This is a genomic window from Aeromonas sp. QDB54, from assembly GCF_027707385.1.
Taxonomy (GTDB): Bacteria; Pseudomonadota; Gammaproteobacteria; order Enterobacterales; family Aeromonadaceae; genus Aeromonas; species Aeromonas hydrophila.
On the sequence record NZ_JAPCIT010000014.1, the window covers coordinates 108,200 to 121,424 of the forward strand.

Annotated in this window: 11 protein-coding genes; 5 read left to right on the top strand and 6 right to left on the bottom strand. The window is 60.4% G+C overall.

The annotated features are described in order from the left end of the window. Window positions 1-13 precede the first annotated feature (13 nt). From PG881_RS14910 to ccoN, 6 genes are all read right to left on the bottom strand, one after another. Window positions 14-2,413, bottom strand: coding sequence for a heavy metal translocating P-type ATPase (locus PG881_RS14910; protein WP_270800984.1), 2,400 nt, complete (start codon window positions 2,411-2,413; stop codon window positions 14-16). A gap of 92 nt (window positions 2,414-2,505) precedes the next feature. After that, window positions 2,506-2,994, bottom strand: coding sequence for a FixH family protein (locus tag PG881_RS14915; RefSeq protein ID WP_011706148.1), 489 nt, complete (start codon window positions 2,992-2,994; stop codon window positions 2,506-2,508). 118 nt (window positions 2,995-3,112) lie between these two features. Then, entirely contained in the window at window positions 3,113-4,102 is a 990-nt protein-coding gene (ccoP, locus tag PG881_RS14920) for a cytochrome-c oxidase, cbb3-type subunit III (RefSeq protein WP_011706147.1), read from the bottom strand. Further along, window positions 4,102-4,281 (bottom strand): cbb3-type cytochrome oxidase subunit 3, encoded by a 180-nt coding sequence (locus PG881_RS14925; RefSeq protein WP_270800986.1) that lies wholly within the window; start codon window positions 4,279-4,281, stop codon window positions 4,102-4,104. Before PG881_RS14925 ends, ccoP begins: the two co-directional genes overlap by 1 nt. Before the next feature lie 12 nt (window positions 4,282-4,293). Beyond that, window positions 4,294-4,908 (bottom strand): cytochrome-c oxidase, cbb3-type subunit II, encoded by a 615-nt coding sequence (gene ccoO, locus PG881_RS14930; protein WP_270800988.1) that lies wholly within the window; start codon window positions 4,906-4,908, stop codon window positions 4,294-4,296. Window positions 4,909-4,924: 16 nt separating this feature from the next. After that, window positions 4,925-6,349, bottom strand: coding sequence for a cytochrome-c oxidase, cbb3-type subunit I (ccoN, locus tag PG881_RS14935; RefSeq protein ID WP_016350679.1), 1,425 nt, complete (start codon window positions 6,347-6,349; stop codon window positions 4,925-4,927). Between the two features lie 283 nt (window positions 6,350-6,632). On the opposite strand from ccoN, the gene PG881_RS14940 reads away from it, so the two are divergent. The 5 genes from PG881_RS14940 (at window position 6,633) to pepN (ending at window position 13,183) form a co-directional block, all read left to right on the top strand. Beyond that, window positions 6,633-7,091: a hypothetical protein gene (locus PG881_RS14940; RefSeq protein WP_045526521.1), complete on the top strand. Its 459-nt coding sequence runs from the start codon at window positions 6,633-6,635 to the stop codon at window positions 7,089-7,091. Window positions 7,092-7,201: 110 nt separating this feature from the next. Beyond that, on the top strand, window positions 7,202-7,660 hold the full coding sequence (locus tag PG881_RS14945) for a GAF domain-containing protein (protein WP_011706144.1): 459 nt from the start codon (window positions 7,202-7,204) through the stop codon (window positions 7,658-7,660). A 101-nt stretch (window positions 7,661-7,761) separates the two neighbouring features. Next, the gene (gene proQ, locus PG881_RS14950; protein WP_017410055.1) at window positions 7,762-8,400 is read left to right on the top strand and encodes an RNA chaperone ProQ; all 639 of its coding nucleotides are present in this window, start codon (window positions 7,762-7,764) and stop codon (window positions 8,398-8,400) included. Between the two features lie 8 nt (window positions 8,401-8,408). After that, entirely contained in the window at window positions 8,409-10,424 is a 2,016-nt protein-coding gene (gene prc, locus PG881_RS14955; protein ID WP_016350681.1) for a carboxy terminal-processing peptidase, read from the top strand. A gap of 134 nt (window positions 10,425-10,558) precedes the next feature. Then, window positions 10,559-13,183 carry an aminopeptidase N gene (pepN, locus tag PG881_RS14960; protein ID WP_270800995.1) on the top strand — a complete coding sequence of 875 codons (2,625 nt, stop codon included), beginning with the start codon at window positions 10,559-10,561 and terminating at the stop codon, window positions 13,181-13,183. Window positions 13,184-13,225: the final 42 nt, after the last annotated feature.

A 13,225-nucleotide genomic window follows, 5' to 3' on the forward strand; every position in this document is an offset into this window, starting at 1 on the left:
CTGTGGCCACGGCTCAGCGGTTGAGCCGCATGGAGTTGGTGACGACTATGAGGGAGCTCAATGACATGCCCGCCGCCGCCACGTAGGGGGGCAGCCAGCCGCTCGCCGCCAATGGCAGCACCAGCAGGTTGTAGCCGATGGACCAGGCGAAGTTCTCCTTGATGATCTTGCGGGTGCGCAGCGCCAGGGTGCGGGCATCCAGCAGGCGGGAGAGATCGTCGGCCAGCAAAATGGCGTCGGCGCTGTTCTTGGCCAGATCGGTGCCGCCGGCCATGGCGAAGGAGGCGTGGGCGCCGGCCAGCACAGGGGCGTCGTTGATGCCATCACCCACCATGATGCTGATGTCGCCGCGGGCCTCGTGCTCCTTGAGGTAGGCCAGCTTGCCATCCGGCGTGACGCCTTTGACCAGCTCGTCGACCCCCAGCTCGCGGGCCACCTCGTCGGCCTGGGCAGAGCTGTCGCCGGTGAGGATGGTGGTCTTGAGGCCGGCCGCCTTGAAGGCCTGGATCAGCGCCTTCGCATCGGGGCGCAGGGTATCGGTCAGCAGGAAGCGGGCGAGCACTCGATCCTCGTCGGCCAGATAGATGACCAGCTCGTCCGCCTGCGTTTCATGGGCATCGCTGATGCCGAGCCAGCGGGCACTGCCGAGGCGATAGTGGCGATCGTCGATCGCCCCCTCGATACCGTGTCCGATGACGGGGGTCACTTTGCTGGCCGCCAGCAGCATGGTGTCCTCTGCGGCGTTGCTGCGAAAGGCGCGGGCGATGGGGTGTTCGGAATAGGCCTCCAGGGCGCGGGCGATGTCAAGGCAGCGTGCCTCGTCGAGATTGCCCAGGGCTTCCGTGCTGGTCAGGCTGATGTTGCCCGTGGTCAGGGTACCGGTCTTGTCCATCACGATGCGGTTGGCCCGGGTCAGCACGTCCAGCACGTGGCCACGGCGCAGCAGGATGCCGGCACGGGTCAGGCGGGCGGTGGCCGAGGTGAGCGCGGTGGGGGTGGCCAGCGACAGGGCGCAGGGGCAGGTCGCCACCAGCACTGCCAGGGTGACCCAGAACGCCTGATCCGGTTGATGGAAGTGCCAGAAGGTCCAGACCGCGGCGGCAATGATCAGCAGCACCAGAATAAAGTGGCGCGACAGTTGATCCGCCATCTGGGCGATGGCCGGTTTGTCGTCGAGGGCGTGATCCTGCAGCCGCATGATCTGGGCGATCCGCGACTCTTCGATACGGTGGCTGACCCGGATCTGCAGCGGCGCATCCGTGTTGATGGTGCCGGCATAGACGGCATCCCCCGCCTGTTTGAACAGTGGCAGCTGTTCGCCGGTCAGCATGGATTCGTTGAGGCTGGCCTGCCCAAGCAGGATGATGCCATCCGCCGGCAGGGTGGCACCCGCCAGCACCCGCACCCGGTCGCCGACCTGCAGCGTCTTGGCGGCCACCTCGTGTTCACCCTCCTCATCGAGCCGGGTGGCCATGATGGGCACCAGTCGCGCCAGGTTGGAGCTCGACTCGGAGGCCTTGCGTCTGGCCCGCAGCTCGAGGAAGCGTCCCAGTAGCAGGAAGAAGACGAACATGGTGATGGAGTCGTAATAGACCTCACCGGTATTGAACACGGTGGCCCACATGGAGGCGACGAAGGCACCGATCAGTGCCAGCGACACCGACACGTCCATGGAGAGGTGCCCCTGCCTGAGGCTGCGCCAGGCACCCACGTAGAAGGGCTGGGCCGAGTAGATCATGATGGGGGTGGAGAGCAGCAGACTTATCCACTTGAAGTAGACCATGAACTCCTCTTCGACACTGATGAAGAGGTCCATGTAGAGCGCCACCGCGCACATCATCACCTGCATGGAGCCGAGCCCCGCCAGTGCCAGCCGGAACATGTAGCTGCGCACCTCTTTGGCGTAGAGCGCTTCCTGCTGGTGAGTCTGGAAGGGGTAGGCGCGATAGCCGATCTTGGCAAAGCCCTTGAGGATGTCGCTCAACGAGAGCCGGTCCGGATCCCACTTGATGCGGGCCCGGTGGGTGGTGGTGTTGACGTTGATGTAGTGCAGCCCGGCCAGGTTGCCCAGATGACGTTCGATGAGCCAGGCACAGGCGGCGCAGGTCAAGCCTTCCACCGTCAGCTGGATCTCGCGCACCTTGTGGCTGCCGGTGGCGCTGTCGGTGACAAAATCCTGCTGCACTTCGGCCAGATCATAGTGGGTGAGGGCGGCGAGCTCTGCGGGCACCAGCTCGCCCTTGGTGCCGGGGGCGGTGCGGTGCTCGTAGTAGCTGGCCAGGCCGCACTCCAGAATGGTTTCCGCCACCGCCTGACAACCGGGGCAGCACATGGGCTGGACTATGCCTTTTATCTCGAGGGCATAGCGGCTGCCGGCGGGCACCGGCTCACCACAGTGAAAGCAGCCGCTCATGACAGCTGGCCGCAGGCTACCCGGCCTGTCGGCAAAAACAGTGAAGCGCCGGTTGCTGCTGGCGTGTCATGGTGAACAGGACGACTCATGACTCAGCGTCCTTTGGGATCGAGTTCGACGGGGGCCTTGGTGGGGAGCTGGACAGTCTCTTGCAGCCGCCATTCGTGGTTGAAGGCATCCACCCGCACGTGCCACTTGCCGGTGAGCGGCTTGTCGAGCAGCAGGCGATAGACGCCGTTGCCGTCGGCGGTCACCATGTGCTCGCTGTCCATGCCGGCGAGAGTGGGGTGAAACAGGGAGAGGTAGAGCGCCTGGCCGGCCGGGATATCCCCCGACAGCGGCTTGAGGGTCAGCTCGTTGCCATTGACCTCCAGCGCGATGTGGATGTTGAGGGCTTCAGAGCGATCAAACTTGCTGAGATCCTGATTAATCTCCTTGCCTTGCTTGTAATAGTCTTCGGCCACCAGGTTGACGCCATCCTTGCTGGCGATGATCGCCGTGCTGATGCTGCCGATCACGGCTGCGGTCGGGAGGGCGATGATGAACCAGGGCCAGAATTGGCGATACCAGGGTTGGGACATAGTGCTACTACCGTGAAACCAGTGATTAACGAAACAGAGGAATTTCAGTCAACACAAGATAACAAAAAGCCTCGAAGAGTCGAGGCTTTTTGCTGAGTAATCACGTGTTTATCACATGTTACTGCTTATTTTGCTGGTCGTTGTGGGACAAGCTGTAAACGTAGGAGGCGAGCAGGTGCACCTTGTCTTCACCCAGAATATCCTTCCAGGCCGGCATCACGCCGTGACGACCGTGGGTGATGGTCTGCTCGACCACCTGACGGGAACCGCCGTAGAGCCAGGTGTTGTTGGTGAGATCCGGTGCCCCGAAGGCGATGCCGCCCTTGGCGTCCGGACCGTGACAGGCGGCGCAGATGGTAAAGCGCGCTTCACCCTTCTTGGCTTCCACCATGTCCACCTTGCGACCGGAGAGGCTCAGCACGTAGGAGGCCACTTCCTTGACCCCGTCCTTGCCGAGGATCTCGCCCCAGGCTGCCATCACGCCCTGACGACCGCCCATGATGGTGGTCTTGATCTGGTCGGGCGCGCCGCCCCATTGCCATTCGCTGTCGGTCAGGTTCGGGAAACCGCGACCACCGCGGGCGTCGGAGCCGTGGCACTGGGAGCAGTTCTGCAGGAACAGACGCTGACCCACCTTGCGGGCTTCCGGATCGGCGGCGATCTCTTCGATGGCGCGATAGGTCTTGCCATCGGCCTGATAGGCCAGCTCGCGGAACTTGGCGCCGTAGATCTCGTCGGCCTTGATGAGCTCGCGATCGTACTCCACCGCGCGCCCTTCAGCCTTGGCGGAGGCCGCCGCAGCCTTGGACTCGGCCAGCGAGCGTACGTCCTGGTTGGAGCTCTGCCAGCCCAGTACGCCCTTGAAGTTGCCAAGGCCCGGGAAGGCAATCAGATAGACCAGACCGGTGACGATGAAGAAGAGGAACATGTAGGTCCACCACTTCGGCAGCGGGTTGTTGATCTCTTCGATGCCGTCGAAGGCGTGTCCCATGGACTTGCCCTCTTCCACCCCCATCTTGTCGCGCAGGCACCAGACCAGCAGCAAGAAGCAGCCGAGGATGGTCCCCAGACTGATGACGGTGACAAAAATGCTAAACAAAGTGCTCATTATTGTTTCGCTCCTGCGTTCTTGTTATTAGCACTGGGTTGCTCGTCGTCGGCAAAAACCAGATTGGCAGCCTCGTCGAAGGAGGTCTTGCGGCGCTTGCTGTAGGCCCAGACGATGATGCCGATCATGATGGCCATCAACAGCAGGGTATACAGGCCGCGAAATGTGCCGTAATCCATATCCTGACTCCTTTATTTCAGGGCATGACCCAGTGATTGCAGATAGGCTACCAGCGCATCCAGCTCGGTCTTGCCCTTCACAGCCTCACCGGCACCCTGAATGTCGGCATCCGTGTAGGGTACGCCGAAGTGATCGCGGAACAGGGCCAGCTTCTTGCCAGTCAGTTCACCGGTCAGCACGTTGGTGTCGAGCCAGGGGAAGGCGGGCATGTTGGACTCGGGTACCACATCGCGCGGGTTGATCAGGTGGGCACGATGCCAGTCGTCGGAATAACGACCGCCGACCCGGGTCAGATCCGGACCGGTACGCTTGGAGCCCCACAGGAAGGGGTGCTCCCACACGCTCTCACCGGCGACCGAGTAGTGGCCGTAACGCTCGGTTTCGGCGCGGAACGGACGGATCATCTGGCTGTGGCAGACGGTGCAGCCTTCGCGGATGAAGATATCGCGCCCTTCCATCTGCAGAGCGGTATAGGGCTTGAGGCCCTCGACCGGCTCAGTGGTCTGCTTCTGGAAGAACAGCGGGGTGATTTCGACCAGGCCCCCCAGGCTGATGGCAAAGATGATGCCGACCACCAGCATGGGAACGCTCTTTTCAAAGATCTCGTGACGGTTATTGTTGCTCATGCTTTGACCTCTTCAATCATGCTGGCTGTGCGACAGGTTCCAGGGAACCTTTGGGCGCAGTGATGGTGCGATAGGCGTTGTAGGCCATCAGCAACATGCCGGTGACAAAGAAGCAGCCACCCAGGAAGCGCACGAAGTAGAAGGGATAAGAGGCCTGCAGCGCTTCTACGAAGCTGTAGGTCAGGGTGCCGTCGTCGTTGACCGCACGCCACATCAGACCCTGCATCACCCCGGAAATCCACATGGCGACGATGTAGAGCACGGTGCCCACGGTGGCCAGCCAGAAGTGGACGTTGATGAGCTTGATGCTGTACATGCGGCCCTGGCCGAACAGGTTCGGGATCAGGTGGTACACGGCTCCGATGGAGACCATGGCAACCCAGCCCAGTGCACCGGAGTGGACGTGACCGATGGTCCAGTCGGTGTAGTGGGAGAGGGCGTTGACGGTCTTGATCGCCATCATCGGGCCTTCGAAGGTGGACATGCCGTAGAACGACAGGGACACGATCAGGAAGCGCAGGATGGGGTCATAACGCAGTTTGTGCCAGGCACCGGAGAGGGTCATGATGCCGTTGATCATGCCGCCCCAGGAGGGCACGAACAGGATCAGGGACATCACCATGCCCAGCGACTGGGCCCAGTCAGGCAGCGCGGTATAGTGCAGGTGGTGCGGACCGGCCCAGATGTAGAGGGAGATCAGCGCCCAGAAGTGAACGATGGAGAGACGGTAGGAGTAGACCGGACGACCCGCCTGCTTGGGCACGAAGTAATACATCATGCCGAGGAAGCCGGCGGTCAGCAGGAAGCCTACCGCGTTGTGGCCATACCACCACTGCACCATGGCATCCATGGCGCCGGAGTACATGGAGTAGGACTTCATGCCGGAAAGCGGCACTTCCATGTTGTTGACGATGTGCAGCACGGCCACCGTGATGATGAAGGCACCGAAGAACCAGTTCGCCACATAGATGTGGGAGGTGGTGCGCTTGACCAGGGTGCCGAAGAAGACCACGGCATAGGCGACCCAGACGATGGTGATGGCGATATCAATCGGCCATTCCAGCTCTGCGTACTCCTTGGAGGTGGTGTATCCCAGCGGCAGCGAAATGGCGGCCGAGAGGATGATCGCCTGCCAGCCCCAGAACACGAAGGAGGCAAGCTTGCCGCCGAACAGCCGGGTTTGACAGGTGCGTTGCACCACATAGAAGGAGGTCGCCATCAGGGCGCTACAGCCAAACGCGAAGATCACCGCGTTGGTGTGCAGAGGGCGAAGGCGACTGTAAGTCAGCCAGGGAGTATCAAAGTTGAGGGCAGGCCAGATCAACTGGGCTGCGATCAGTACGCCAACCGACATGCCGACAATTCCCCAGACAATCGTCATGATGGTGAACTGGCGAACAACGGTGTAGTTGTACTCAGGATGGTTAGTTGTATGGCTCATCGTTGTATTCCGCTTCCGATGCTGCTGTTGTTTGATTTTGTGTCCAGTGACGTGGACCGACTTCATTGGCTACTGCCTTTTCTCTTGTTAACAACTGTTAATAAAAGGAAAAGCAAAAAGTAGCTAAATGAAAATTCAATGGGAATGATACTGAACTGACAGGTAAAATAACAGTATAAACAGTGATATATTTGGCTCCGTTGGGTCTCGCCTGTTCAATTATTTACCTTGCGCGAGATCACGAAAATGTCATTTTTCAGACATCTTACAAGGCTGTTTTTTCATGAAAGAGAGACTCACTTCACGCAAAATTGTCCATTTGGCGATCGTCCTGGCCATTTTGCTCGGATTGGTTGCCTATCGAACCTGGTTCGACAACGTGCAGACTGCGGTGGCGGGATCAGAAAAAGATCAGATTTGTGATCTGTCCCACACCAGCTGCAACACCCGGCTGGGCGACAAGCCGTTGACCGTGCGTCTTGCCTCGCTGCCGGTGCAGGCCGAACGTGACTTTGTGATACAGCTTCAGGGCGGCGATCCGGCCGTAACGCCGGTGAAGGCGTGGCTGGAGGGACGGGACATGTTCATGGGGACCATTCCGGTCAACTTTGAGGCCACCGAGCAGGGCTGGCAGGGGACTACCCTGGTGGGATCCTGCACCTCGCCGCTGATGGTCTGGCTGCTCAATATCGAGTGGAGCAATGGCCAGCGCCAGCAACTGGCGCTCTCCGTCGCCCGCTAAATGCCTCGCCTGATTGAAGAAAGGATGGGGGGTGAGGTGAAAATTGATTTGAATTTTTCAGGCGGGGCGTTACCTTGCACTGATTATCAGGGAGTGAAGTTCATTTAATCATGATTGAAAAACAAGCATTTTATCGCACCCTCAACCAGCAAGCCCAGGCATTGCTGGAAGGGGAGCCGGATCTCATCGCCAACCTGGCCAACTTGTCTGCGCTGCTCAACCAGGAGCTGGCCGACATCAACTGGGTCGGCTTTTACCTGTTGCAGGGCGAGACCCTGGTGCTCGGCCCGTTCCAGGGCAAGCCGGCCTGCGTGCGCATTCCGGTCGGGCGCGGGGTATGTGGTACGGCAGTGGCCGAGGGCAAGACCCAGCTCATCGACGACGTGCACCAGTTTGAAGGCCATATCGCCTGCGACGGTGCCAGCAATGCCGAAATCGTGATCCCGCTGCGGCGTGGTGGCGAGATCATTGGCGTACTGGATATCGACAGTCCAATCTTTAACCGCTTTGATGCGCAAGACCGGATTGGATTGGAAGAAACGGTGCAAATTTTGGAAAGCATGCTCTAAGTCATTGCTTGATGGTTCGCAAAAGGCCCCAAGCTCTCTATAATGGGGCCTTTGTTGTGCTCGGGTGTGCCCGCGCGTTTATATGAAAGCCAAGGTTATACATGGAAAACACTGAGAAGCTGAAGAACAGTAAAGAGATCGTTGCCTACCTGGTCGAGAAATTCCCGGCCTGCTTCATTGCTGAAGGAGAGGCCAAGCCGCTCAAGATTGGCATCTTCCAGGATTTGGCCGAGCGTCTTGCTGACGACGCCAGAGTCTCCAAGACCATGCTGCGTTCTGCTCTGCGTCAATACACCTCCAGCTGGCGTTACCTGCATGGCCTCAAGGCCGGCCAGGCCCGTGTCGATCTGGACGGCAATCCGGGCGAGCTGCTCACCGAAGAGCACATCGAGCACGCCAAGCAAGCCCTCAAAGAGAGCAAAGAACGTGTCTTTGCCAGCCGTCGTACCAACACCAAAGAAGAGAAGGCCAAGCAGCCACGTCGTCCTGCCCCGCGCAAGGCCGATGCTGCCGCCAAATCCGACAAGCCGAAAGCCGCTCCCAAGGCTGCTCCCGCTGCTGTCGAAGCACCGCTGGTCAAAGTGGATGCCGCTACCCTGAAAGTGGATCAGGGCGTCCGGGTTGTGCTGGGCAAGTCTCCGGTGCCGGCCACCATCAAGGAAGTGACCAAGGATGACGTTCAGGTTCAATTGCAGACCGGCATGATGCTGCGGGTCAAATTCGAGCACCTGGTTCTCTAAGGAGACAAATGTTGAAGCATGGCGTAATTCGTTTTTCCCTCGTTGCCTGTAGCCTGGCGCTTGCCGGGCTTGCACAGGCCATCGAGCCGGTGCTCAAGGAAAGTGATTTGCCTGTGTTGGCTCAGGAGAGCCAACATGCTACGGCTAGCAAGCGAATTGCCAATCTGTTTACCCGCTCGCATTACAAGCAGTTCAAGCTGGACGATGCCTTTTCCTCCGTGATCTTTGACAAGTATCTGGAGAATCTGGACTACAGCCGCAACCTGTTTCTGGCCTCTGATATCAGCCGCTTTGAAAAGTACCGTACCGGTTTTGACACCGACCTCGAGAGAGGACGGCTGGCACCGGCTTACGAGATGTTCAATCTGAGTCAGCAGCGGCGTTATGAGCGGTTCGAATACGCCCTCAAACTGCTCGATACTCCTTTCGATTTTACCCAGCCCGACAACTACATCTTTGATCGGGAAGGGGCGGCCTGGCCGAAAGACGAAGCCGAACTCAACGAGTTGTGGCGCCAGCGGGTCAAGTTCGATGCCCTGAGCCTCAAGCTCAGCGGCAAGGAGTGGCCCGAGATCAAGGAACTGCTTGGCAAGCGTTACAACAACGCTATCAAGCGGATGTCCCAGACCGAGAGCGAGGACGTGTTCCAGCTCTTCATGAACTCCTTCGCCCGCGCCATCGAACCGCACACCAGTTATCTGTCTCCGCGCAGCGCCGATCGTTTCAACACCGAGATGAACCTCTCGCTGGAGGGGATTGGTGCCGTGCTGCAGGCCGAGGATGACTTCACCGTCATTCGCTCCCTGGTGCCAGGCGGTCCGGCAGCCAAGTCCAATCACCTCAAACCTGATGACAAGATCGTCGGGGTAGGGCAGGACGACGGCAAGATTGTCGATGTGATCGGCTGGCGTCTCGATGACGTGGTTGAACTCATCAAGGGACCAAAAGGCAGCAAGGTGAAGCTGGAGATCCAGCGTGGCAAGGGCGCCGCCGCCAAGACCGAGCAGATCGAGCTGGTGCGCGACAAGGTGCGTCTGGAAGACCGAGCCGCCAAGTCCAAGGTGATCACCGCCGAAGGCAAGAAGATTGGGGTGCTCGAGATCCCGAGTTTCTACGTCAACTTGCACGATGACGTGATCAAGGAGCTCTCCAGCCTCAACAAGCAGAAGATCGATGGCCTCATCGTCGATCTGCGTGGCAACGGCGGCGGCGCGCTGACCGAAGCCTCTGCCTTGAGCGGCCTGTTCTTTGCCAGCGGTCCCGTGGTGCAGATCCGGGATCACATGGGCCGCATCACCGTCAACGGTGATGACGACGGCAACGTCTACTACGGCGGCCCCATGTCGGTGATGATCGACCGCTACAGCGCCTCGGCCTCCGAGATCTTTGCCGCCGCCATGCAGGATTACGGCCGCGCACTGATCCTCGGCGAAAACTCGTTCGGCAAGGGTACGGTGCAGCAGCATCGCAGCCTCGCCAAGGTGTACGACTTCTACGAGCAGCCGCTCGGTCACGTGCAGTACACCATCGCCAAGTTCTACCGGATCAACGGTGGCAGCACCCAGAACAAGGGTGTCGCTCCGGATATCAGCTTCCCGACTGCGGTGGCACCGGAAGAGACAGGCGAGAGCCGCGAGTTCAACGCCTTGCCGTGGGACAAGATTGCATCGGCCAAGTACGACAAGCTCGGCAACTTCGCCAGCCTGCTGCCCAAGCTGCAGTCTGCCCACGAGGCACGGATCAACAAGGATCCGGAGTTTGCCTACGTGATGCAGGACATTGCCGACTACAAGGAGGAGAAAGACAAGAAGTCGGTCTCCCTCAACGAGGCGGAGCGTCTGGCGGATCAGGCCAAGCAGGACGAGAAGGCTCTCAAGCGCACCAACGAGCGTCTTGCCCGTCTCGGCAAGCCGGCGGTGAAGAGTCTGGATGAACTGCCTGCCGATTTCGAGGCTCCCGACGAGTATCTGGTCGAGGCTGCCAACATCACGGCGGACCTGGCCAAACTCAGCAAACGCAGCTGATCATCGGCGAGTCAATTAATCAACAAGGGCGACTGAGGTCGCCCTTTCTTTTGCCTGAATGCAAACTATTTGACCCTGCCAACCGGTTGTGACAGCCTCTGACACGTCAATTACAAGCGTGGAAGCAAACAATAATGACCGATCACTCCCAGGCCATGACGGCCAAATATCGCCAGGATTACCGGGCTCCGCTCTACTGGATCGACAGCATCGATCTCGACTTTCAACTGCAGGAGCCGCTGACCCAGGTGACCGCCATCTCCCGTCTGCGACGCAATGGCGAGCACAATGAACCGCTGGTGCTGGATGGGGAGGGGCTCTCCCTGCACAGCGTCAGCGTGGACGGGGTACCCTTCACCCAGTACGAGCAGGGCGAGAGCAGCCTGACCCTGTTCAACCTGCCGGCCGAGTGCGTGCTGACCATCGTGACCCTGCTGGATCCGGCCGCCAACACCGCGCTGGAAGGACTCTACAAGTCCGGCGACGCCTACTGCACCCAGTGCGAGGCAGAAGGGTTCCGGCGTATCACCTATTATCTGGACCGGCCCGATATTCTGGCCTGTTACAGCACCCGCATCACCGCCGACAAATCCCAGTTCCCTTTCCTGCTCTCCAACGGCAACAAGGTCGACAGCGGCGATCTGGGTGACGGCCGCCACTTCGTGCAGTGGCAGGATCCCTTCCCCAAACCGAGCTACCTGTTTGCCCTGGTGGCCGGGGACTTCGACGTGGAGCGCAGCCACTACACCACCAAGAGCGGCCGCAAGGTGGCCCTCGAGATCTTCGTCGACAAGGGCAACTTGGACCGCGCCGGTTTCGCCATGGAGAGCCTCATCAACTCCATGCGCTGGGACGAGCAGCGCTTCGGCCTCGAGTACGACCTCGACATCTATATGATCGTGGCGGTGGACTTCTTCAACATGGGCGCCATGGAGAACAAAGGGCTCAACATCTTCAACTCCAAGTTCGTGCTGGCCAATCCGGCTACCGCTACCGACAGCGACTATCACGGCATCGAGCGGGTGATCGGCCACGAATACTTCCACAACTGGACCGGCAACCGCGTCACCTGCCGCGACTGGTTCCAGCTCAGCCTGAAAGAGGGGCTGACCGTGTTTCGGGATCAGGAGTTCTCCTCCGATCTGGGCTCACGCGGGGTCAATCGCATCAACAACGTGCGCACCGTGCGCGGCCCGCAGTTTGCCGAAGATGCCGGCCCCATGGCCCACCCCATCCGGCCGGATGTGGTGATCGAGATGAACAACTTCTACACCCTGACCGTCTACGAGAAGGGCTCGGAAGTGATCCGCATGCTGCACACCCTGCTGGGTGAGGCCGCCTTCCAGGCGGGCATGCGCCTCTATTTCGAGCGCTTTGACGGTCAGGCCGTCACCTGTGATGACTTCGTGCAGGCGATGGAAGATGCCTCCGGGGTGGATCTCGGCCGTTTCCGCCGCTGGTACAGCCAGTCCGGCACTCCCGAGCTCACCGTGACCGACGAGTACGATGCCGAAAGCGGCGTCTATCGCCTGCACGTGAGCCAGCACACCCCGCCGACCCAGGATCAGCCGCAAAAACTGCCGCTGCACATTCCGCTCGACATCGAACTCTATGATGAGCAAGGGGCCGTCATCCCGCTGCAGTATCAGGGCAAGGCCATCGGCAACGTGCTCGACGTGCTGGAAGCGGAGCAGACCTTCGTCTTCGATCGGGTGGCGGTCAAGCCGGTGCCCTCCCTGCTGCGGGACTTCTCGGCCCCGGTCAAGCTGCATTTTGACTACAGCGACGAGGCGCTGGCCTTCCTGATGCGCCATGCCCGCAACGAGTTTGCCCGTTGGGATGCGGCGCAGATGTTGATCAACAAGGCAGTCATCGACGGCGTGGCCCGGGTGCAGCACGGGCAGGGCGTTGAGCTCTCCCAGACCCTGCTGGCGGCCTTTGTCGCCATTCTGGACGATGGCGAGCTGGATCCGGCCCTCAAGGCGGAGATCCTGGCGCTGCCGGGTGAGGCGACCCTGGCCGAGCTGTTCGAGGTGGCCGACATCGATGCCATCCATCAGGTTCGCAACGAGATCCACACCTCGCTGGCTCACGCCTTCGGTGCTCGGCTGACGGCCACTTACGAGAGCCTGCGCTTGCAAGGTTATCAGGTGGTGCACGCCGACATGGCCAAGCGGGCGCTCAAGGGCGTGGTGCTGGGCTATCTGGCTGCGCTCGACGCCGGCAGTGCCGATCTGCTGGTACGTCAGCAATATGCCACCGCCGACAACATGACCGACACCCTGGCGGCGCTGCAGGTGGCCAACAGCCATCTGCTGCCGTGCCGCTCCGAGCTGCTGGCCGACTTCGAAGGCAAGTGGGCCAAGGACGGGCTGGTGCTGGACAACTGGTTGCGTCTGGTGGGCAGCAAGCCGGCGGAAGACGTGCTGGAAGAGGTGAAGCAGGCGATGGCGCATCCCACCTTCAGCATCCGCAACCCGAACCGGCTGCGGGCGCTGGTGGCCAGTTTTGCCATGAACAACCAGGTGCAGTTCCATGCGCGCGATGGTCGCGGCTACCGCTTCCTGACCGATCTCTTGATCGAGCTCAACGAGGTCAACCCGCAGGTGGCCTCCCGCCTCATCACCCCGCTCATCCAGTTCAAGCGGCTCGATGAGGGGCGCAAGGCGCTGATCCGCACCGAGCTGACCCGTCTGGCCAACCTCGAGGGGCTGGCACGGGATCTGTTCGAGAAGGTGAGCAAGGCACTGCAGCAGTAAACCCGACGGGGTGGGGGAGCCATCTCCCGCCCTTTCAACACC

Excerpts from the sequence above, each read along its gene's own strand:
- PG881_RS14910 (WP_270800984.1), bottom strand. The coding sequence starts at position 2,413 with ATGAGCGGCTGCTTTCACTGTGGTGAGCCGGTGCCCGCCGGCAGCCGC.
- PG881_RS14915 (WP_011706148.1), bottom strand. The coding sequence starts at position 2,994 with ATGTCCCAACCCTGGTATCGCCAATTCTGGCCCTGGTTCATCATCGCC.
- ccoP (WP_011706147.1), bottom strand. The coding sequence starts at position 4,102 with ATGAGCACTTTGTTTAGCATTTTTGTCACCGTCATCAGTCTGGGGACC.
- PG881_RS14925 (WP_270800986.1), bottom strand. The coding sequence starts at position 4,281 with ATGGATTACGGCACATTTCGCGGCCTGTATACCCTGCTGTTGATGGCC.
- ccoO (WP_270800988.1), bottom strand. The coding sequence starts at position 4,908 with ATGAGCAACAATAACCGTCACGAGATCTTTGAAAAGAGCGTTCCCATG.
- ccoN (WP_016350679.1), bottom strand. The coding sequence starts at position 6,349 with ATGAGCCATACAACTAACCATCCTGAGTACAACTACACCGTTGTTCGC.
- PG881_RS14940 (WP_045526521.1), top strand. The coding sequence starts at position 6,633 with ATGAAAGAGAGACTCACTTCACGCAAAATTGTCCATTTGGCGATCGTC.
- PG881_RS14945 (WP_011706144.1), top strand. The coding sequence starts at position 7,202 with ATGATTGAAAAACAAGCATTTTATCGCACCCTCAACCAGCAAGCCCAG.
- proQ (WP_017410055.1), top strand. The coding sequence starts at position 7,762 with ATGGAAAACACTGAGAAGCTGAAGAACAGTAAAGAGATCGTTGCCTAC.
- prc (WP_016350681.1), top strand. The coding sequence starts at position 8,409 with ATGTTGAAGCATGGCGTAATTCGTTTTTCCCTCGTTGCCTGTAGCCTG.
- pepN (WP_270800995.1), top strand. The coding sequence starts at position 10,559 with ATGACCGATCACTCCCAGGCCATGACGGCCAAATATCGCCAGGATTAC.